We start from the raw sequence: 20,536 nt of genomic DNA on the forward strand, positions 1-20,536 counted from the left end.
GCGGGACGTTCCCAAAGCCATCGCGACCAAGGTCGCTCCCACAGGGAGCGGGGGCGACTGATCGGGCGCAGGGACTGCGATCCGCGTGGGAGCGTGCTCGCGCGCGAATGCCGACGCCGGGACACATGCCCAAAGCCTTCGCGACCAAGGTCGCTCCCACAGGGAGCGGGGGCCGGTATCGCCTACAGCACCTCGGATGCGTAGTCGGCCAGTCGCGAACGCTCGCCGCGACGCAGGGTCACGTGCGCGCTGTGCGCCCAGTTCTTGAACCGGTCCACCGCATAGGTCAGGCCCGAGGTGGTCTCGGTCAGGTAGGGCGTGTCGATCTGCTCGACGTTGCCCAGGCATACGATCTTGGTGCCCGGGCCGGCGCGGGTGATCAGCGTCTTCATCTGCTTGGGCGTGAGGTTCTGCGCCTCGTCCAGGATCAGCCAGCGGCTGAGGAAGGTGCGTCCGCGCATGAAGTTGAGCGAGCGGATCTTGATCCGCGAGGCGAGCAGGTCGTTGGTCGCCGCGCGGCCCCAGCTGCCGCCTTCCTGGTTGTGGGTGAGCACCTCCAGGTTGTCGGTGAGCGCCCCCATCCACGGCGTCATCTTCTCCTCCTCGGTGCCGGGCAGGAAGCCGATGTCCTCGCCCACGCTCACCGTCGCGCGGGTCATGATGATCTCGCGGTAGCGCTGCTGGTCCATGGTCTGGGCCAGGCCGGCAGCCAGCGCCAGCAGGGTCTTGCCGGTACCGGCGGTGCCGAGCAGGGTGACGAAGTCGATTTCCGGATCCATCAGCGCGTTGAGCGCGAAGTTCTGCTCGCGGTTGCGCGCGGCGATGCCCCATACCGAGTGCTGGGTGCGGCGGTAGTCATCGACGATCTGCAGCACCGCCTTGCCGTCCTCGACCCTGGCGACGCGGAACTCGGCCTCGTCGTCGCCGGGCAGGTACAGGTACTGGTTCGGATACCAGTCGCCGCCCTCGTCGATCGCGATCTCGTAGTAGGTGCGGCCGCGGTCGGTCCACGAACGCAGGTCCTTGCCGTGGCGCGTCCAGAAATCCTCGGGCAGCGCGTTGGCGCCGGTGTAGAGCAGGCTGAAGTCGTCGAGCGCGCGATCGTTCTCGTAGTCCTCGCTGACCAGGCCGGCGATCGCCGCCTTGATCCGCAGGTTGATGTCCTTGGACACGAACACCACCGGCAGCTCCGGCTCGTCGCGTCGCAGCTGCAGGATGGCGCCCAGGATGCGGTTGTCCGGCGCCACCGCGCCGAACGAGGTCTTGTCCTCCTTCGGCACCGTCGTCTGGAAGCGCAGCTTGCCGATGCTGGCCGCGCCACGCAGCTGCAGGCCGTTCGGACGCTCGAGCAGCAGGCCGCTCGCGATCTTGTCGCTGCCCTGCGCCTCGATCAGTTCGTTGATGAAGCGGCTGACCTGGCGCGCGTTGCGGCTGGCCTCGGACGTGCCCTTCTTACCGTTGTCGAGCTCCTCGATCACCTGCATCGGCAGGAACACGTCGTGTTCCTCGAACCGGAACAGCGCGGTGGGGTCGTGCATCAGGACATTGGTGTCGAGCACGTAGATGCGCTTGCCGTGGGTCATCATCGGAGCGTTCGCCTCCTGGCGGCGGAAAGACGGGCACGGCCGCGCGCCGCCGCGGCCTGCGGGGCAGGGCGGCGGTGGCCACGGTCGGGAAACGGGATCACGCGGGTTGCGCGGCCTTCAGCGCGTCGAGCACGGCCTGGGCATGGCCGGCCACCTTGACGCCGCGCCACTCGCGGACAAGGCGCTGGTCGGGCGAGATCAGGAAGGTGCTGCGCACCACGCCCAGCACCTTGCGGCCGTACATGTTCTTCTCGTGGATCACGTCGAAGGCGCGGCAGAGCTGCTCGTCCGGATCGCTGACCAGCGGGAAGGCGAAGCCCTGCTTCGCGCAGAAATTGTCGTGCGACTTCACCGAGTCGCGCGACACGCCCAGCACGTCCGCGCCCAGCGCGGCGAACTGCTGCAGCAGGGCGTTGAAGTCCAGGCCTTCGGTGGTGCAGCCTGGCGTGGAATCCTTGGGATAGAAGTACAGCACCAGCCAGCGGCCGGCGTAGTCGGCGAGGGTGGCGTTGCGTCCGCCGGACAGGGACAGCGGGGCATTGAGCGTGGCCTGGTCGAGTCTGGGGACAGTCACGGTGTGCCTGGCTCCCGGCGCTGCGCTTCCAGATCGGCCACCCGCTTCTCCAGCCTGGTCATTCCACTCCGCTGCGCGAGGAGGATCGCAAGCAGGAGGAAGAACATGAAGAATTCCACTGCGGTCTCCAGCCGGTCAGAACTTCATCGGATCCATGATCGCGTCGAGGTTCAGGTGGTCGCAGAACTCGAGGAAATCGTCGCGCAGCGCGGCGATGTGCATGTTGGCCGGCACGCCGATGGTGACCTGCGCCGAGAACATGTCCGCGCCGGTCTGCATGGCGCGGTAGCGCGAGCAGTGCAGGCTCTCGATGGTGATGCCCTGGCGGTCGAAGAAATCGGCCAGCTGGAACAGGATGCCGGGCTTGTCGGCGGCGACCACCTCGACGATGTACGGCAGCAGGTTCGACTGCACCGGCTTGGGGCCGGTGCGGTACCACACCAGCTTGAGGTCTTCCTCGCGCTCCAGGCGGGTGAGCATGGCCTCGAGCTTGGCCACCGAATCCCAGGAGCCGGTGGCCAGCGCGGTTACCGACACGTCGCGGCCGACGGTCGACAGGCGCGTGTCCACGAGATTGCAGCCGCTGTCCGCGATGCGCCGCGACACGGCCAGCAGGGGAGATGCCGGATGCGTCGTATAGGCGTTGATCAGCAGGTGGTTCTCGTTCGGCGAGGGCCGGGATGCGTTGTCTGGATCGGTCAAGGCGGCGTCCGCGGCGAAGGTTCCGTAGGAGATCGGTGATGAACGGCGTCCCGGGCATGGCCGGGTGCGGGAGCCAGCATACTTGCCCGTGCTTCCGGGCCGCAAGTAACATGCCGGCATCCGAAACATCCGTTCAGCGCCCGATTCCAGGCGCTTCGCACGAGACCCAGGCCCTTGCGACTTTCCGGCAGCATCACCGCGCTGGCGACGCCGTTCACGGTGACGGGCGAACTCGACCTCGACGCCTGGCGGCGGTTGCTGCACGCGCAGTGCGAGGCGGGCACGCAGGGCGTGGTGGTCGCCGGTTCGACCGGCGAGGCCGCCTCGCTGCTGGAGATCGAATTCGACGCCCTGCTGCGCACCGCGGTCGAGACCGTGGGCGGGCGGGTGCCGGTGCTGGCCGGGACCGGGCATTCGGCGACGGCGAAGACCATCGAGCAGACCCGTCGCGCCGCCGCCCTCGGCGCGGATGCGGCGCTGGTGGTGACCCCGCCCTACGTGCGCCCGACCCAGGCCGGCCTGCTGGCACATTACCGGGCGCTGGCCGAAGACGGCGCGCTGCCGGTCGTGATGTACAACGTGCCCGCACGCACCGGCTGCGACCTGCAGCCGGCGAGCGTCGCGACGCTGGTCGCGCATCCGCGCATCGTCGGGGTCAAGGAGGCGGTCGCCGATCCGGCGCGCCTGGCCGAATGGCGCGCGCTGCGCGTGGACGGATTCGTGGTTCTCGGCGGCGACGACGCCACGGCCGCCGAGGCCATGCTGGCGGGCGCCGACGGCGTGGTATCGGTGGTGTCCAACCTGGTGCCGGCGGCGATGCGCCGCCTGTGCGACCTCGCACGCGGTGGACGCGGGTCCGATGCCCGGGCATGGAACGACACGCTGGACCAGTTCCACCGCTTCGCCTCGATCGAGCCGAACCCGATCCCGGTCAAGGCCGCGCTTGCGCTGCTCGGCATCGGGCACGGCCTGCGACTGCCGCTGACCGCGCTGGGCGCGACCCACCAGCCACTGGCCGCGCGCATCGCCGCAGCGGCCACGGCCATCGAACACAGCCTCCGCGATCCGATCGCGGCCTGAATCCCTTTCCGCAGGAGACTTCAACCATGCGTCATTCCCGCCCCCTGTTCCGTGTGCTCGCGGTCGGCCTCGTGGCCGTGGCCGTGCTCGGCACCAGCGGCTGCAAGTGGTTCCGCAAGGGCAGCGAGCTGTACGCGGCCAGCCCCGAGAACCGTCCGCTCGAAGTCCCGCCGGACCTCGACCGCCCCGATACCTCCACGGCGATGGCGCTGCCCGAAACCGGTTCGGTGACGCGCTCGGCCACCGCCGCGGCGGCGAGCCCGCAGCCCAACGGCTTCGCCGTCGCCGGCGATCGCGACCAGGTCTTCGCCCGCGTCGGCGAGGTGCTGGCCGCCACCGAAGGCCTCACCGTGGTCAACCGCGCGCAGCTGCTGGGTACCTACGACGTGGACTACGCCGATGCCAAGTTCCTGGTGCGCGTGACCAAGACCGATACCGGCGCCTACGTGGCCGCGGTCGATCCGCGCGGCCTGCCCGCTTCGGGCGATCCGCCGCAGCGCCTGATTGCCGCGCTCAAGGCGGCGCTGGCCGGCGGCTGAAGCCGCCGGACGGGAAGGCGCAGCGCGCCTTTCCGGTTCGGCCCCCGAATGCAGAAAGGCGCCCCGCAGGGCGCCTTTCCGTTTGCCGTCGAAGGACGCGGGGCGTCAGCGTTCGAGCAGCGGCAGCTTGTTCGGCTTGCCTTCCCATTCCTTGGCGTCGGCCGGCGGATCCTTGCGCGTGGTGATCACCGGCCATTCCCGCGACAGCTCGGCGTTGAGCGCGACGTAATGCTCCTGCCCGGCCGGCACGTCGTCCTCGGGATAGATCGCGTTGATCGGGCACTCCGGCTCGCACAGGGTGCAGTCGATGCACTCGTCCGGGTCGATCACCAGGAAGTTGGGACCTTCGTGGAAGCAGTCGACCGGGCACACCTCGACGCAGTCGGTGTACTTGCACTTGATGCAGTTCTCGGTGACGACGAAGGGCATGTCGCGACGGTCCGTGGTTTCGGGGGGAACGACACGCGATTTTAGAGCACCCGTGGCGCCAGCGGTGCGAAGTGTTCGCATTCGTTCGTGGCGATGGCGTGGCGATGGCCCGGTTGCGGCGCGTCGTTCGCCGACGCAAGGCCGCGTGCCGGACGATGCGGCAACGCGCTCCGGGTGCGCGGCGCAGGCCCGGGCCGACGCGGGAATGCCTGCGGCCGGGCCGGAAAAGCGGAAGGCCCGCTTGCGCGGGCCTTCCTCGAAGATGGCGCTCCCTACGGGATTCGAACCCGTGTTTTAGCCTTGAGAGGGCCACGTCCTAGGCCTCTAGACGAAGGGAGCAGGGTGCTGCGCGAGCAGCGCCGGAGGGACGTTCCGGCTGCGCCGGCGGGCCAGAAAGGCCAAGGTGCCGGTGCAGCTTGCTAGTATAGCAGCGATAAACGGTTGCCGAACACCACTGTCGGCCCCGATCCGGAACTGCCTGGCCCGATGCCGACGAACAACACCGTGACCCCCGTGCTGCGGATCATTCCGCGCGATCAACACCCCATCTCGCGTCGGGGGATCAGCCCCAACGCCGTGCGCGTGCTCTACCGCTTGCACGAGGCCGGGCACCGCGCCTGCCTGGTGGGCGGCGCCGTACGCGACCTGCTGGCCGGCCTGGACCCCAAGGACTTCGACGTCGCCACCGACGCCACGCCCGAGGAGGTCCGCCACCTGTTCCGCAACTGCCGCCTGATCGGCCGGCGGTTCCGGCTGGCGCACGTGGTGTTCGGCCGCGAGATCATCGAGGTCGCCACCTTCCGCGCCAACATCGACGACGGCAGCGGCGACCGCCAGGTGCACGACGACGGGCGCCTGCTGCGCGACAACGTCTACGGCAGCATCGAGGACGATGCGGTGCGCCGCGATTTCACCGCCAACGCCCTCTACTACGACATCGCCGATTTCTCGGTGCGCGACTACGTCGGCGGCTTCGAGGACGTCAGCAACCGCGTGCTGCGCCTGATCGGCGATCCGGAGACGCGCTACCGCGAGGATCCGGTGCGGATGCTGCGCGCGATCCGGCTGGCCGCCAAGCTGCGCTTCGAGATCGCCCCGGAGACGGCCGCGCCGCTGGCACCGCTGGCGTCGCTGCTGGGCGAGGCCGCGCCGGCGCGGCTGTTCGAGGAATGCCTGAAGATGTTCCTGTCCGGGCATGCGGTCGCCAGCTTCGAGCGCCTGGAACGCCACGGCCTGCTGGCGGCGCTGTTTCCCGAAAGCGCGGCGGCGCTGGCCTCCAACCGCAGCGGCGCGCTGCGCAGGATGGTGATCGAAGGCCTGCGCGGCACCGACCAGCGCGTGGCCGCGGACGAGCCGGTCTCGCCCGCGTTCCTGTTCGCCGTGCTGCTGTGGCCGGCCTACTGCCGCTCGCTGATGGGGCTGCAGGCGCAGGGCCTCAACACCGCCGAGGCCGAACGCCGCGCCGCCGACCGGGTCACCCTGCACCAGTTGTCCACCATCGCGCTGCCGCGCCGCTTCTCGCTGCCGATGCAGGAGATCTGGCTGATGCAGGGGCGCTTCTCCCTGCGCCAGCGCAAGCGCGTGGTGCGCACGCTCTCGCATCCGCGCTTCCGCGCCGCCTTCGACTTCCTGGTGCTGCGCCGCGCGGCCTCGCCCGCGCACGAGGAGGACATCGCGTTCTGGCTGGAGGCGCAGGGCAATCCGGACGCGGCCATCGCCCATCAGCCGCTCGACGGCGACGATGCCGAAGCAGGCGCGCCGCGCAAGCGTCGCCGCCGGCGCCGGCGCAGCCACGCCGGCGAATGAGCACGCTCGCCTGCGTCGGCCTCGGCGGCAACGTCGGGGACGTGGCGCGGTCGCTGTCCGAGGCCCTGGCGGCGCTGGACGCACTGCCCGGCACGCGCCTGCTGCGGGCCTCGCGGGTGTACCGCACGCCGGCCTGGGGCCGCCGCGACCAGGCCGACTTCCTCAACGCCGCCGCGGTCGTCGAGACCGCGCTGCCGGCCCGCCAGCTGCTCGACCACCTGCTCGACATCGAGCAGCAGCTGGGCCGCGACCGCAGCGCCGGCGATGGCGAGCGCTGGGGCCCGCGCACCGTCGACCTGGACCTGCTGCTGTACGGCGAGGCGGTCATCGACCAGCCCGGCCTGCGCGTGCCGCATCCGCACCTGCACGAGCGCGCGTTCGCGCTGGTGCCGCTGGCCGAGATCGCCGCCGATGCGTCGATTCCCGGCCACGGCAGCGTGGCCAGCGCGCTCGCGGCATTGGATGCCGGCGGCATCGAGGCGATACCCTAGGCGCATGAACAGCGCCGCAGACAAGCCGATCACCGTCCCCGGACTGGCCGAAGCACGCCGGGCCGGCCGCCGCCTGGCGATGCTGACCGCCTACGACGCCGGCTTCGCGCGGGTATTCGACGCCAACGGCGCCGACCTGATCCTGGTTGGCGATTCGCTGGGCATGGTGGTGCAGGGACACGATTCCACGCTGCCGGTCAGCGTCGAGGACGTGGCCTACCACGTGCGCGCGGTGGCCCGCGGGCTGCGGCGCGCGCTGCTGGTGGCCGACCTGCCGTTCCAGGCCGATGCCACGCCCGAGCGCGCGCTCGATTCCTCGACCCGCCTGCTCCAGGCCGGCGCGGGGATGGTCAAGCTCGAGGGCGCCGGCCCGCACAAGCTGGCGGCGATGCGCTTCCTGGCCGCGCGCGAGATTCCGGTGTCGGCGCACCTGGGCCTGACCCCGCAGTCGGTGCTGCGCTTCGGCGGCTACAAGGTGCAGGGCCGCGAAGCCACGGCCGCCGCGCAGCTGCGCGCCGATGCCCTGGCCGTCGCCGAGGCGGGCGCGTCGCTGCTGGTCCTGGAATGCGTGCCGTCCGCGCTGGCCGCGGAAATCACCGCCGCCTCGCCGATTCCGACCATTGGCATCGGCGCCGGCCCGGACTGCGATGGCCAAGTGCTGGTGCTGCACGACGTGCTGGGCCTGGACACCGGGCACCGGCGGCCGAAGTTCGTGAAGGACTTCCTGGCCGAGGGTGGCTCGGTGGCAGGCGCGGTGCGCGCCTACGTGCAGGCGGTACGCGATGGCAGCTTCCCGGACCCCGAACACGCTTACTGATGTCCGCATGATCGACACCGTCACCGAACTCGACGACCTGCGCGGCCGCGTCGCGCGCTGGAAGCGCGATGGCTTGCGCGTGGGTTTCGTCCCGACCATGGGCAACCTGCACGCCGGGCATTTCTCGCTGGTGAAGCTTGCGCGCGCGCGCGCCGACCGCGTGGTTGCGAGCGTGTTCGTCAATCCCACCCAGTTCGGGCCGAACGAGGATTTCGCACGCTATCCGAGGACCCCGGAAGAGGATGCCGGCGGTCTCGCCGAGGCCGGTTGCGACCTGCTGTGGATGCCCTCGGTGCAGACCATGTACCCCTTCGGCGCCGACGGCGCCGTGCAGATGCGCGTGCCCGGCATCGCCAACGTGCTGGAGGGCGCGCATCGCCTGGGGCACTTCGACGGCGTGGCCACGGTGGTGGCGCGGCTGTTCAACCAGGTCCAGCCCGACGTCGCCGCATTCGGGCGCAAGGACTACCAGCAGCTGGCGGTGATCCGCTACCTGGTCCGCGAGCTGGCGTTCCCGATCGACCTGCTGGCCGGGGAGACGATGCGCGAGGCCGACGGCCTGGCGATGAGTTCGCGCAACCAGTACCTGGATGCGTCCGCGCGCGCGATCGCGCCGGAGATCCACCGCACGCTGCAGGCGATGCGCGAGGCGGTACTGGCGGGCATGCCCGTGCAGCAGGTCGAGTCCGGCGCGTCCGCGCGCCTGCGCGCGCATGGTTTCGAGGTCGACTACGCGGCCGTGCGGCGCGACGACCTGGCGGAGCCGGGTGGAACGGCCAGCGGCGCGCTGGTGGCGCTGGTCGCCGCGCGCATCGGCGGCACGCGCCTGATCGACAACCTGGAATTCGACGCGCGCGCCTGAGCGTCGACGGCGGGGCCGCCGCCCCGGATCCATCGCGCCACCGGATCGACATCGACGCGTCGACGATCGCCCTATACTCCGCGATCCGCGCGCAGGCACCCCATGCGCATGGTTGCAGTTGAATCTGCATCGTCCACTTCCAGGCAACAGGCAGGCCCGTCCATGTCGGATTTCGCGACCCTCCGTACCCATGCAGAACGTCTCGCGTCGACCCCCGTGTCGACGCTGCTCCAGCAGGAGCCCGCGCGCGCGCAGTCGCTGACGCTGCGGGCAGGGCCGCTGTATGCCAACTTCGCGCGGCAGCGCTACGACGCCGCTGCGCTGGATGCACTGTTCGCGCTGGCCGGACGGATGGACCTGGCCGGCGCGATGCGACGCCTGCTCGATGGCGAGACGGTCAATGCGACCGAGGGGCGCGCGGCGCTGCATACCGCGCTGCGCGGCGACGCATCCGCGGCGCCGGTGGCGCGCGAATGCGCCGCGCTCGCGCGCGAGGCGCGCACGCGCATGGCGGCGCTGATCGATGCGCTGGCCGCGAGCGACGTCACCGACATCGTCAGCGTCGGCATCGGCGGCTCCGACCTGGGGCCGCGCCTGGTGGCCGATGCGCTGGCGCTGCCCGGCGCGCGTTTCCGCGTGCATTTCCTGTCCAACGTCGACGGCAACGCCGCGCAGCGGGTGCTGGCGGGGCTCGACCCGCGGCGCACCGCCGCGATCCTGATTTCCAAGACCTTCAGCACCCAGGAAACCCTGCTCAACGGCCGCATCGTGCGCGACTGGCTGGGCGACGACAGCCGCGTGTACGGGGTGAGCGCCAACGTCGAACGCGCGGCCGCGTTCGGCATCGACGCCGGACGCATCTTGCCGATGTGGGACTGGGTGGGCGGGCGCTATTCGCTGTGGTCGACGGTCGGCTTCCCGGTCGCGCTGGCGATCGGCATGGACCGGTTCGAGGAACTGCTCGCCGGTGCCGCGGCGATGGACGGGCACGCGGCGACGGCGGCACCCCGCGACAACCTCGCGGTCTGGCATGCGCTGACCGCGCTGTGGAACCGCAACGCGCTGGGCCTGGCCACGCAGGCGGTGCTGCCCTACGACGAGCGCCTGAAGCTGCTGCCCAACTACCTGCAGCAGCTGGTGATGGAAAGCCTGGGCAAGTCGGCGCGCCTGGACGGCGCGGCGCTCGAGGTCGACACCGTGCCGGTGTGGTGGGGCGGTCCGGGCACCGATACCCAGCACAGCTTCTTCCAGGCGCTGCACCAGGGCACGCAGGTGGTGCCGGCCGATTTCATCGGCGTGGTCCGCAGCGAGGACGGGCATGCGGAGAACCATCGCGCGCTGCTGGCCAACCTGCTGGCGCAGACCGAGGCCCTGGCCAACGGCCAGGCCAGCGACGATCCGCACCGCGCCTATGCCGGCAACCGTCCCAGCACGATGATCCTGCTCGATGCGCTGACCCCGCACTCGCTGGGCGCGCTGGTCGCGCTGTACGAGCACAGCGTCTACCTGCAGTCGGTGGCCTGGGGCATCAACGCCTTCGACCAGTTCGGCGTCGAACTCGGCAAGCAGCTGGCCAGCCGCCTGCTGCCGGCGCTGGAAGGCAAGGGCGAGGCCGACGATCCGGTGACCCGCGTGCTGCTGGCGGAGATCTCCTCGCGCGGCTGACCGCGCCTGGGCGACGGCGCTGCGGGTTCTGCAGGCCCGTGCGGAATCCCTTGGCGAAGCGATGCGACGCGCCCTGGCGCGTCGCTGGCGGCAATGTCAGTCGCGACGCGGCGCAGCTGCAGGAGCAAGGTCCGTGGCGGAACCGGCCGCCTGCGCGGCGGCGCCGTCGGGGCCGGTGCCCGCGTGTCGCCGCAGCGCCCATTCGACGTGCTCGCGCACGACCGGATCCTCGATCCCGCGGCGCGACTCCAGCGCTGCGATCACCCCGGGCGTCGAGGGCGCGTTGCCCAGGGCGATGGCGATGTTGCGCAACCAGCGCGAATGCCCGCTGCGGCGGATCGCCGAGCCTTCCGTGCGCTGCAGGAACTCCGCTTCGGTCCAGGCGAACAGCTCCGCCAGCGAGGCCTGGTCGAGCCGGTTGCGCGCGCGGAAATCGGGTTCGTCGCTGCGCTGCGCGAACTTGTTCCAGGGGCAGACCAGCTGGCAGTCGTCGCAGCCGAAGATGCGGTTGCCGATCAGGGGGCGCAGCGCCTCGTCGATGCTGCCCTCGTGCTCGATGGTCAGGTAGGAGATGCAGCGGCGCGCGTCCAGCCGGTGCGGCGCGGTGATCGCCCCGGTCGGGCACACTTCGATGCAGCGCACGCAGCTGCCGCAGTGCGCGCTGGCGGGCGGGTCGATCGGCAGCGGCAGGTCGACATAGATCTCGCCGAGGAAGAACCACGAACCGCCATCGCGGTCGATCAGGCAGGTGTGCTTGCCGATCCAGCCCATGCCGGCATTGCGCGCGAGTGCGCGCTCCAGCACGGGCGCGGAGTCCACGAACACCCGATGTCCGAACGGGCCGATCTCGTCGGCGACGCGCTCGGCGAGTTTCTGCAGCCGGTTGCGCATGAGCTTGTGGTAGTCCCGGCCCAGCGCGTAGCGCGCGACGTAGGCGCGCTCGCCGTCCTCCAGCGTGCGCCAGGCCGCGTCGGGATCCTGTCCGTAGTCCAGCCCCACCGAGATCACCCGCAGCGTACCGGGCACCAGCTCCTGCGGCCGCGAACGTTTGTCGCCATGCCGCGCCATCCACTCCATGCTCCCGTACAGGCCCTGGGCCAGCCAGTCGCGCAGGAAGGCCTCGTCCTGTCCGAGTTCGACGCCGGCCACGCCGCAGCGCTGGAAGCCGACCTCGCGCGCCAGCGTCTTGATGCGCAGCGCGAGCGTGGCAGGGTCGGCGACGTCGGGCGCGCGCGGGGCAGGGTGGGAGGCGGGGTCGGACACCGCGCAAGTATAGAATCCGCGCGATGCAGGCCGATCCCGACCCCCGCGGCACGCCGCTCTACGACACCGCCGCACTGCGCGCCGTCGAAGCGTGCGCGACGCCGCCCGGCGGCGATGCCTTCGCGCTGATGGCGCGCGCGGGGCTGGCGGCCTGGCGTGAATTGCTGGCGCACTGGCCGGACGCGCAGCGCATCGTGGTGGTCTGCGGACCGGGCAACAACGGCGGCGACGGGTACGAACTCGCGCGCCACGCGCTGGGGTCGGGACGCGAGGTGCGCGTACTCCGGCTCGCGTCGCACGCGCCGCGCACGCCGCTGGCGCAGCGCGCCTGCGCGGCGTTCCTCGAGGCCGGCGGCCAGTTCGCCGGTCCGGATGCCGGTTTCGGGAATGCCGGCCTCATCGTCGATGCGCTGTTCGGCATCGGCCTGACGCGTGCGCCCGACGCCGATGCGGCGGCCCTGATCGAAGCGATCAACGCGGCCGGACTGCCGGTGCTGTCGCTGGATGCGCCGAGCGGCCTGGTGGCCGATACCGGCAGCGCGCCCGGTGCGGTGGTGCACGCCGCGCACACGCTGCAGTTGCTGGGCGCCCATGCCGGCCTCGCGACCGGCGTCGCCGCGCGCTGTACCGGCCGCCTGTCGCTGGCCACGCTCGACGCGCAGGCCTGCCTGGCGGACGCCCCGGTGGCGGCGTGGCGGCTGGTGGCGGCGGACCTGCGCGGCTGGCTGGCGCCGCGCCGGCGCGATGCGCACAAGGGCGACAGCGGCCACGTGCTGTGCGTGGGCGGGGACCTGGGCACTGGCGGCGCGGTGATGCTGGCCGCCGATGCGGCCCTGCGCTGCGGCGCGGGCCTGGTCAGCGTGGCGACCCGGCCCGAACACGTGGCCGCGGTGCTGGCCCGGCGACCGGAAACGATGGTGCGCGGGATCGAATCTCCCGCCCAGCTCGACGCGATGCTCGCGCGCGACGGGGTCGTGGCCCTGGGTCCGGGTCTCGGCCAGTCCCACTGGGGACAGGGCCTGTACCAGCGCGTGCTGGCCGGCGCCTCCCGCGTACTGCTCGATGCCGACGCACTGAACCTGCTGTCCGGCGCGACCCGGACGCTGCCGGCGCAGACCGTGCTGACCCCGCATCCGGGCGAGGCGGCGCGCCTGCTCGGCGTGAGCGTGGCAGAGGTGCAGGCCAACCGCTTCGCGGCGGCGCGGCTGCTGGCGCAGGTGCATGGCTGCGTGGTCGTGCTCAAGGGCGCCGGCAGCATCGTGGCCGCGCCCGAACGCACGCCGCGGGTGATCGCCGCGGGCAATCCCGGCATGGCGGTGGGCGGCATGGGCGACCTGCTCAGCGGCTGCATCGCCGCGCTGTGGGCGCAGGGACTCGACGCGTTCGAGGCGGCCTGCTGCGGAACGCTGCTGCACGCGGCGGCGGGCGATACGGCGGCACGCGGCGGCGAGCGCGGCCTGCTGCCGGGCGATCTGCTCGACGCCCTGCGGCAGTGGGCGAACGTGGAGGCGGCGCCATGACCCGGCTGCATCTGCGCGACGAGGCCGCGACCCGCGCGCTGGCGGCGGCACTGGCCGCCACGGCCCCGGTCCCCGCCGTGGTCTACCTGCACGGCGACCTCGGCAGCGGCAAGTCGACCCTGGCGCGCGCGTGGCTGCGCGCACTGGGCATCACCGGCACCGTGCGCAGCCCGACCTACACCCTGGTCGAACGCTATCCCCTGGCCGCCGGTGGCGAGGCGCTGCACCTTGACCTGTACCGGATCGGCGCGGCCGGGGAGCTGGAATACCTGGGCCTGGACGATGCCGCGGCCGCGCTGTGGCTGGTCGAATGGCCCGAGCGCGGGACCGGCGCGCTGCCGCCGGCCGACCTGGACCTGCACCTGGCCATCGACGGCAGCGGCCGCGCGGCGGACCTTCGCGCCGCCAGCGACCGGGGCCGGACCTGGCTCCAGCACGTGTCCGAGGCGGTCGATTTGCGTCCGATACCTGAACCGGACCCATAGGAAGCAGCGGCAGGTTGCCGTTTTGAAAGGAAAACTGCGTTGCAAATCTGTATCAACGGTGATTGACTACGGACCATGCGCACGCGGGGAATCAACGTCCAACAGATCGTGCTGGCCGCAGCGCTGCTGGCGGCCCTGCTGTGGAACCTCGCGCAGGCGGCCGAAATCCGCGCGGTGGACCTGCAGACCGGGCCCACCGGCACCCGCGCCGAGCTGCGGGTGGACCGAGAAGCCGAATACCGGCTGATTTCCCTCGCCAACCCCGATCGCCTGGTGGTCGACCTGCCGGCCAGCCGCGCCGCGGGCAAGCTCGCCCTGCCGGCGCCCGCAGGCGTGGTGAAGACCATCCGCAGCGGCCAGCCCGAGCCCGGCACCCTGCGGATCGTGTTCGACCTGTCCGAACCGGTGGCCGCGCTCAAGCCGCGCTACGAGGCCGGGCCAGAGGGCACGCGCCTGGTGATCGAGTGGCCCGGCGACGGCCAGGCCGATCCGATCGCCCGCATCGCCGCCGCCTCGGCAGGCGTCACCAAGCAGACCGCCGGCAGCAGCGCAGCGGCGCCGACCTCCGTCGCGCAGACGCCCGCGCCCCAGCCCGCATCCGACCCTTCGGCGGCGTCCGCCGCGGCCACCTCGCGCCTGGTCGCTGCAATGGCGACCGCGCAGCAGGTGGCCCGCGCGACAGCCACCGCCCCAGATCCGGCATCGCCGCCGCAGCCGCAGTCAACCGACATCCCGTCGTTGCCGCGCGCGGTGCCGTCCACATCCACCGTGGCCGCGCCGGCTGCGGCCAGCGCCGTCGCCGCGCCAGCCGCGACCCCAGCGCCCGCACCGAAGCCTGCGATCGCCACCGGTGGCCGCCCGCTGGTGATCGCCATCGACGCCGGCCACGGCGGCCAGGATCCGGGCGCGATCGGCCCGACCGGCAAGCGCGAGAAGGACATCACCCTGGCCATCGCCCGCGAGCTGGCGCGCCAGGTCAACGCCACGCCCGGATTGCGCGCGCACCTGGTGCGCGATCGCGATGTGTTCATTCCCCTGACCAATCGCGCACGCGTTGCGCGCCAGGCCCGGGCCGACATGTTCATCTCGATCCACGCCGATGCGGCCGAGAACCGCAATGCCAAGGGCTCCTCGGTGTACGTGCTGTCGCTGCGCGGCGCTTCCTCGCAGCGCGCCCGCTGGCTGGCCGACAAGGAAAACGCGGCCGACCTGATCGGCGGCGTGCGCGCCCCGTCGAACGACAGCGTGCTCACCAGCGTGCTGCTCGACCTGACCCAGAGCGGGCAGATGAAGGCCTCCGAGGACGCGGGCAACCACATCCTCGACGGCCTCAAGCGCATCGGCAACAACCACAAGCCGCACATCGAACGCGCGAACTTCGCCGTGCTGCGCACCTCGGACATGCCGGCGATGCTGGTCGAGACCGCCTTCCTGTCCAACGCCGAGGAAGAGAAGCGTCTGGTCGACCCGAAGTTCCAGGGCACCGTGGCGCGCGCGATCCTCGATGGCGTGCACACGTATTTCTCCAGCCAGCCGCCGCCGGGCACGCTGTATGCCGCGCGCGCCGCGGCCGGCCAGGTGGCGAGCACCGGCGGCAGCCCGTAACGCGCATCGGCGCGGGACGCGGCGATCGGACCGTTCGCCTGCTGGAAATGCCCGCTTCGCCGCGCGGCGACAATCCTTCCCGGATCCACGCTTCGCGCATCCGCTTTCGCGTCCGGCCGGCGCGCGCCGCTATCATGCGCAGGTGCCCATCCAGCCCCTGCCCGACACCCTGATCAACCAGATCGCCGCAGGCGAGGTCGTCGAACGACCCGCGTCGGTGGTCAAGGAACTGGTCGAGAACGCGCTCGACGCGGGCGCGACGCGCATCGACCTCGACCTGGAAGAAGGCGGCGTGCGCCTGATCCGCGTGCGCGACGACGGTGGCGGCATGCCCGCCGACGAACTGCCGCTGGCGGTCTCGCGGCATGCCACCAGCAAGATCGCCAGCCTCGACGACCTGGAGTCCGTGGCCACCCTCGGTTTCCGTGGCGAAGCGCTGCCGTCGATCGCCTCGGTCAGCCGGATGCGGCTGGCGACGCGGCGTCCGGCCGATGCGCATGGCGCCGAACTGCTCATCGAAGGGGGACGCGTCGGCGAGGTCGCGCCCAGGTCGCACCCGCCCGGCACCACGGTGGAAGTGCGCGACCTGTTCTACAACGTGCCGGCGCGGCGCAAGTTCCTGCGCGCCGAACGCACCGAACTGGGCCACATCGAGGAATGGCTGCGTTCGCTGGCGCTGGCCAGGCCCGATGTCGAGCTGCGCGTGTCGCACAACGGCAAGGCGTCGCGGCGCTACCGCGCGTTCGACCGCTCCGGTGGTGCGCTGTTCGCCGGCGAGCGGCTGCTCGAGACGCTGGGCGAGGAGTTCTCGAAACACGCGCTGCGCATCGAACACGAGGGCGCGGGCCTGCGCCTGCATGGCTGGATCGCGCAGCCCGCGTACTCTCGCGCCAGCGCGGACCAGCAGTACCTGTACGTCAACGGCCGCCCGGTGCGCGACCGCAGTGTGGCGCACGCGGTGAAGCAGGCGTTCGCCGACGTGATGTACCACGGCCGGCAGCCGGCGTACGTACTGTTCCTGGCGCTGGATCCGACCCGCGTCGACGTCAACGTGCACCCGGCCAAGCACGAAGTGCGCTTCCGCGACGCGCGCCTGGTCCACGATTTCGTCTACCGCACCCTGCACGATGCGCTGGCCGGTACGCGTGCGGGGCTGGCGGCGACGGACTCCTCGCTGCCGGGCGCCGTGCCCGGCATGATCTCCGGCGACGATGGCGACCGGGCCGGGCCAGCGGATGCGTTCGCGCAGGCCCGGCCGGCGTGGGCTGCCTCGTCCGGCCCGCAGGTGCCGATGACGCTGCAGGTCGATGAAGCGCGTGCGGCCTATGCCGCCCTGTATGCGCAGCCGTCGGCCGCCGCGCAGCAGGCGCCGGCGCTGCCGCGTGCCGATGACGCCGCGGGCGTGCCGCCGCTGGGCTATGCGGTGGCGCAGCTGCACGGCATCTACATCCTCAGCGAGGCCGCCGACGGCCTGATCGTGGTGGACATGCATGCCGCCCACGAACGCATCGGCTACGAGCGGCTCAAGGCTGCGCACGACAGCGAAGGACTGCGCACCCAGCCGCTGCTCGTGCCGCAGGCGCTTGCGGTGTCCGAGCGCGAGGCCGACGTGGCCGAGCAGGAAGCCGCGACCCTGGCCGAGCTGGGCTTCGAGGTCTCGCGCGCGGGGCCGCAGAGCCTGCTGCTGCGCAGCGTGCCGGCACTGCTGGCCGACGGCGAGACCGAAGCGCTGCTGCGCGACGTGCTCGCGGACCTGCGCGAGCGCGGCGAAAGCCTGCGCGTGCGCGGCGCGCGCGACGAGCTGCTGTCGACCATGGCCTGCCACGGCGCGGTGCGCGCCAACCGGCGCCTCACGCTTCCCGAGATGAACGCGCTGCTGCGGCAGATGGAAGCCACCGAGCGTTCGGGACAGTGCAACCACGGGCGTCCGACCTGGGCGCATTTCCGGCTGGCCGAGATCGATCGATGGTTCCTGAGGGGGCGATGATGACGAGGATGGTGGTGGGGACCGCCGGCACGGCGCTTGCGCTGCTGCTGGCCGCCTGTGGCGGCGGCGGTGGCGATGGCGCGATGCAGGAAGACACCGGTCCGGTCGCTGCCGATCCCGCGTTCGTCGCGGACAACCAGGCCTGGCGCGCGGAGCGTCGCGCGCGCCTGCTCGAACCCGACGGCTGGGCCAGCCTGGTCGGCCTGCACTGGATCGAGCTGCCCGCCCACTATGTCGGCAGTGGCGCGACCAACGGCATCCGCCTGGCGAAGGGGCCTGACAAGCTCGGCCTGCTGCAGCAGCAGGGCGGTAAGGTCTGGCTCACGCCAGAAGCCGATGCCGGCCTGACGGTCGACGGCGAAGCGGCCACGGACCGCTTCGAACTGCAGTCCGACCTGTCCGCGACGCCGACCCTCGTCGGCTTCGACGCGGGCAGGGGCCAGCTGTCGCTGGTCGAGCGCGGCGGGCGCAGGGCGCTGCGCGTCAAGCACGCCGAAGCCGACACCCTGACCCGGCTGGGACCGCTGGACTACTGGCCGGCCGATCCGGCCTGGCGCGTGCAGGCCCGTTTCGTCGCGCACCCGGCCGGCAAGACCCTCCAGATCATGGATATCACCAGCCAGCAGGCGCCGCAGCCCAATCCGGGCCTCGTCGAATTCGAACGCGGCGGCGCCACGTACCGCCTCGAAGCGCTCGAAGGCGAGGACGGCGGCCTGTTCCTGGTGTTCGCCGATCGCACCAGCGGACACGACAGCTACGGTGCCGGCCGCTACCTCTACACGGCCGCGCCCGCTGCCGACGGCAGCCTGCTGGTCGACTTCAACCGCGCCTACAACCCGCCGTGCGTGTTCACGGATTTCGCCACCTGTCCGCTGCCGCCGCCGGAGAACCGCCTCGACCTGGCGATCACCGCCGGCGAGAAGAAGTACGCCAGGCCCTAGGCTGCGACACCACACGCTGGCCGGCGATCCAATGGACCTGCACGGCCGGCCGCTACACTTGCAGGGCACCGCTCTCGTCGGGCCATTCCAGGCCGCTCGCGTCACATCCATCGGACCGTCTGCGTCCTGGACGACGATTGCCACACAACGAAAGGACACACGATGCGACTTCGCTGGAACGCCGCCCGCCACATGATCCGTCCCGCCCTGGCTGTTGCCACCTTCCTGGCGTTCGCTGGCGCGGCGCACGCCGACACCGCCGGCGACAAGGCGCCCGTGCCGCTGATGTGGAAGGTCTCGGACCAGGACAGCTCGCTGTACCTGCTCGGCTCGTTCCACCTGCTCCGTCCGGAGGACTATCCGCTGTCGCGCGACGTGGATGTCGCGCTCGCCGATGCGGAGAAGGTGGTGTTCGAGATCCCGCCGGAGGAACTGGGTTCGCCGATGCTGGGCATGCAGATGGGACAGGCGGCACTGCGCACCGACGGGACCACGCTCGACAGCGAGTTGCCGGACGATACGCGCCAGGCGCTGGCGGCATGGCTGGAGGCCAACGCCGCGGAACTGCAGCAGATGCAGCTGCCGCCGCAGGCCATGCAGATGTTCGAGCCCTGGTTCGTCGGGCTGATGGTCACCGTCACCGAAATGCGCAAGGCCGGCCTCGATCCGGCGCTGGGCCTGGACACGCACCTTGCGAAGAAGGCCGGCGAGACGGGCAAGGCGACCTCGGGCCTGGAAACCGGCGCCGAGCAGGTCGCCTTCCTCGACGGCATGGACCGCGCCGAGCAGCTGCAGTTCCTGCAGCAATCGCTGGAAGGCGCCGCCGAGGGCCGCGCCGAGATCGACAAGCTGCACGCGGCCTGGCGCAGCGGCGACGCCGAGGCGCTGTGGGCCGGCATGGCGGCGGACATGCGTCGCGAGTTCCCGGGCCTGTACCGGCGCATCAACGTCGAGCGCAACGAGGCCTGGGTGCCGAAGCTGGAGGCCAAGCTGCGCGCGCCGGACGGCAACGACGTGCTGGTGGTGGTCGGCGCGCTGCACCTGCTGGGCGAGGACGGGGTGGTCGAGAAGCTGCGCGAGAAGGGTTACGAGGTCGAGCGGATCTGCTCGGCCTGCAGCAGGTAACTGGCGGTCGGTTCGACGCGACGGCGGCTAGCCTGTCCCGGATGCCGGCTGCATCACGATGCAGTCGACCGGGCAGGCCGGCACGCACAGGTCGCAGCCGGTGCACAGCGACGGCAGCACGGTGTGCATCAGCTTGGTGGCGCCGACGATGGCGTCGACCGGGCAGGCCTGGATGCACTTGGTGCAGCCGATGCAGTCGGCCTCGACGATGACCGCCACGCGTGGCGGAAGCCAGGTCCCGCGACCACGGTCGTAGGGCGCGACCGGCACATCGAGCAGGCGCGCGAGCGCGCGCGCGCCGGCATCGCCGCCGGGCGGGCAGCGGTCGATGCCCGCTTCGCCGCGCGCCATCGCCTCGGCATACGGCCGGCAGCCGTCGAATCCGCATCGTCCGCACTGGGTCTGCGGCAGCAGCCGGTCGAGACGCTCGACCAGCGTGGGCGTGGGACGCGGGGTCATGCGATCCGCCTGCCGCGGTACCAGCGCTCGTGGGCGAGCGCGAGCATGCCGCGATCCTCGCTGCTGTCGCCGTAGGCGTGGATGCGCTCGTAGTCGCCCAGCACATAGCGCAGTCCGATCTCGCGCGCCTTGCGCGGGCCGATGTCGCCACCGTCGTAGCGCCCGGTCAGCCGCCCGTCGACCGACTGCAGCCGGTTGCACATCAGGTCCAGCCCGTGCTGTTCGCACCGGGGCCGCAGGTACAGGTCGAGCGAGCCCGACACCACCGCCATCCGGTGCCCCTGCGCGCGATGCCATTCGAGCCGCCGGACCATGTCCGGCCGCAGCAGCCCCGGCAGCTGTTCGCGTGCGTATCGGGCGGCCAGGTCCGCGATTGCGGCCGCATCGCGCCCGGCGAACGCTGCCCGCGAGACGCGGGCACGGATCGCGGCGGCCGTGACCAGCCCCGCGCGATAGCCCAGCAGCCAGGGGCCGACCGTCCACCGCGCGCGCGCCAGCTGTCCGGGCGTGGCGACCGTGCGCAGGAACCGCGAATAGGTGTCGCAGGTGGTCAGCGTATGGTCGAAGTCGAACAGCGCCAGCTGCATGGGCATGGGCCGT

At 71.6% G+C, this 20,536-nt stretch carries 20 protein-coding genes and 1 tRNA gene; 13 read left to right on the forward strand and 8 right to left on the reverse strand.

What is annotated here, in order from left to right:
- Positions 1 to 182: 182 nt before the first annotated feature.
- The 3 genes from Q0863_RS11705 to Q0863_RS11715 form a co-directional block, all read right to left on the reverse strand.
- Positions 183 to 1,583: a PhoH family protein gene (locus tag Q0863_RS11705; RefSeq protein WP_298578246.1), complete on the reverse strand. Its 1,401-nt coding sequence runs from the start codon at positions 1,581 to 1,583 to the stop codon at positions 183 to 185.
- Positions 1,584 to 1,683: 100 nt separating this feature from the next.
- Positions 1,684 to 2,160 carry a peroxiredoxin gene (locus Q0863_RS11710; RefSeq protein WP_298578061.1) on the reverse strand — a complete coding sequence of 159 codons (477 nt, stop codon included), beginning with the start codon at positions 2,158 to 2,160 and terminating at the stop codon, positions 1,684 to 1,686.
- 135 nt (positions 2,161 to 2,295) lie between these two features.
- Positions 2,296 to 2,862, reverse strand: coding sequence for a glycine cleavage system protein R (locus tag Q0863_RS11715; protein WP_298578063.1), 567 nt, complete (start codon positions 2,860 to 2,862; stop codon positions 2,296 to 2,298).
- Positions 2,863 to 3,036: 174 nt separating this feature from the next.
- Between Q0863_RS11715 and dapA the strand changes: the two genes are divergently transcribed.
- Both dapA and Q0863_RS11725 read left to right on the forward strand, forming a co-directional pair.
- On the forward strand, positions 3,037 to 3,942 hold the full coding sequence (gene dapA, locus Q0863_RS11720) for a 4-hydroxy-tetrahydrodipicolinate synthase (protein WP_298578064.1): 906 nt from the start codon (positions 3,037 to 3,039) through the stop codon (positions 3,940 to 3,942).
- Between the two features lie 26 nt (positions 3,943 to 3,968).
- Positions 3,969 to 4,481: a hypothetical protein gene (locus Q0863_RS11725; protein ID WP_298578066.1), complete on the forward strand. Its 513-nt coding sequence runs from the start codon at positions 3,969 to 3,971 to the stop codon at positions 4,479 to 4,481.
- Between the two features lie 105 nt (positions 4,482 to 4,586).
- On the opposite strand, the gene fdxA is transcribed toward Q0863_RS11725, so the two are convergent.
- On the reverse strand, positions 4,587 to 4,910 hold the full coding sequence (gene fdxA / locus Q0863_RS11730) for a ferredoxin FdxA (protein ID WP_298578067.1): 324 nt from the start codon (positions 4,908 to 4,910) through the stop codon (positions 4,587 to 4,589).
- A gap of 263 nt (positions 4,911 to 5,173) precedes the next feature.
- Positions 5,174 to 5,249, reverse strand: a tRNA-Glu gene (locus tag Q0863_RS11735).
- A gap of 147 nt (positions 5,250 to 5,396) precedes the next feature.
- Between Q0863_RS11735 and pcnB the strand changes: the two genes are divergently transcribed.
- The 5 genes from pcnB (at position 5,397) to pgi (ending at position 10,551) form a co-directional block, all read left to right on the forward strand.
- Positions 5,397 to 6,716, forward strand: coding sequence for a polynucleotide adenylyltransferase PcnB (pcnB, locus tag Q0863_RS11740; RefSeq protein WP_298578068.1), 1,320 nt, complete (start codon positions 5,397 to 5,399; stop codon positions 6,714 to 6,716).
- Positions 6,713 to 7,207, forward strand: a complete 495-nt coding sequence (gene folK, locus Q0863_RS11745; protein WP_298578069.1) for a 2-amino-4-hydroxy-6-hydroxymethyldihydropteridine diphosphokinase — start codon at positions 6,713 to 6,715, stop codon at positions 7,205 to 7,207. Before pcnB ends, folK begins: the two co-directional genes overlap by 4 nt.
- A 4-nt stretch (positions 7,208 to 7,211) precedes the next feature.
- A complete protein-coding gene (gene panB / locus Q0863_RS11750) occupies positions 7,212 to 8,024 on the forward strand; it encodes a 3-methyl-2-oxobutanoate hydroxymethyltransferase (RefSeq protein WP_298578070.1) in 813 nt (270 codons plus the stop codon).
- A gap of 7 nt (positions 8,025 to 8,031) precedes the next feature.
- Positions 8,032 to 8,886 (forward strand): pantoate--beta-alanine ligase, encoded by an 855-nt coding sequence (panC, locus tag Q0863_RS11755; protein WP_298578071.1) that lies wholly within the window; start codon positions 8,032 to 8,034, stop codon positions 8,884 to 8,886.
- Between the two features lie 162 nt (positions 8,887 to 9,048).
- The gene (gene pgi, locus Q0863_RS11760) at positions 9,049 to 10,551 is read left to right on the forward strand and encodes a glucose-6-phosphate isomerase (protein ID WP_298578072.1); all 1,503 of its coding nucleotides are present in this window, start codon (positions 9,049 to 9,051) and stop codon (positions 10,549 to 10,551) included.
- Between the two features lie 96 nt (positions 10,552 to 10,647).
- On the opposite strand, the gene queG is transcribed toward pgi, so the two are convergent.
- Positions 10,648 to 11,814: a tRNA epoxyqueuosine(34) reductase QueG gene (gene queG / locus Q0863_RS11765; RefSeq protein WP_298578073.1), complete on the reverse strand. Its 1,167-nt coding sequence runs from the start codon at positions 11,812 to 11,814 to the stop codon at positions 10,648 to 10,650.
- Between the two features lie 23 nt (positions 11,815 to 11,837).
- Between queG and Q0863_RS11770 the strand changes: the two genes are divergently transcribed.
- From Q0863_RS11770 to Q0863_RS11795, 6 genes are all read left to right on the forward strand, one after another.
- Positions 11,838 to 13,334: an NAD(P)H-hydrate dehydratase gene (locus Q0863_RS11770; RefSeq protein WP_298578074.1), complete on the forward strand. Its 1,497-nt coding sequence runs from the start codon at positions 11,838 to 11,840 to the stop codon at positions 13,332 to 13,334.
- Positions 13,331 to 13,819, forward strand: coding sequence for a tRNA (adenosine(37)-N6)-threonylcarbamoyltransferase complex ATPase subunit type 1 TsaE (tsaE, locus tag Q0863_RS11775; RefSeq protein WP_298578075.1), 489 nt, complete (start codon positions 13,331 to 13,333; stop codon positions 13,817 to 13,819). The genes Q0863_RS11770 and tsaE overlap by 4 nt, the downstream gene beginning before the upstream one ends.
- A 75-nt stretch (positions 13,820 to 13,894) precedes the next feature.
- Positions 13,895 to 15,424 (forward strand): N-acetylmuramoyl-L-alanine amidase, encoded by a 1,530-nt coding sequence (locus tag Q0863_RS11780; protein WP_298578076.1) that lies wholly within the window; start codon positions 13,895 to 13,897, stop codon positions 15,422 to 15,424.
- 142 nt (positions 15,425 to 15,566) lie between these two features.
- Positions 15,567 to 17,411, forward strand: a complete 1,845-nt coding sequence (gene mutL, locus Q0863_RS11785) for a DNA mismatch repair endonuclease MutL (protein ID WP_298578077.1) — start codon at positions 15,567 to 15,569, stop codon at positions 17,409 to 17,411.
- On the forward strand, positions 17,408 to 18,352 hold the full coding sequence (locus Q0863_RS11790; protein WP_298578078.1) for a DUF1684 domain-containing protein: 945 nt from the start codon (positions 17,408 to 17,410) through the stop codon (positions 18,350 to 18,352). Before mutL ends, Q0863_RS11790 begins: the two co-directional genes overlap by 4 nt.
- Positions 18,353 to 18,514: 162 nt before the next feature.
- Positions 18,515 to 19,477 carry a TraB/GumN family protein gene (locus tag Q0863_RS11795; RefSeq protein ID WP_298578079.1) on the forward strand — a complete coding sequence of 321 codons (963 nt, stop codon included), beginning with the start codon at positions 18,515 to 18,517 and terminating at the stop codon, positions 19,475 to 19,477.
- A 27-nt stretch (positions 19,478 to 19,504) separates the two neighbouring features.
- On the opposite strand, the gene rnfB is transcribed toward Q0863_RS11795, so the two are convergent.
- Together rnfB and Q0863_RS11805 are read right to left on the reverse strand one after the other, a co-directional pair.
- Positions 19,505 to 19,936 (reverse strand): Rnf electron transport complex subunit RnfB, encoded by a 432-nt coding sequence (gene rnfB / locus Q0863_RS11800; protein WP_298578080.1) that lies wholly within the window; start codon positions 19,934 to 19,936, stop codon positions 19,505 to 19,507.
- Entirely contained in the window at positions 19,933 to 20,523 is a 591-nt protein-coding gene (locus Q0863_RS11805; RefSeq protein WP_298578248.1) for an HAD-IB family hydrolase, read from the reverse strand. Before Q0863_RS11805 ends, rnfB begins: the two co-directional genes overlap by 4 nt.
- Between the last annotated feature and the right edge of the window lie 13 nt (positions 20,524 to 20,536).

It is taken from the genome of uncultured Luteimonas sp. (genome assembly GCF_947492465.1).
Classification (GTDB): Bacteria; Pseudomonadota; Gammaproteobacteria; order Xanthomonadales; family Xanthomonadaceae; genus Luteimonas.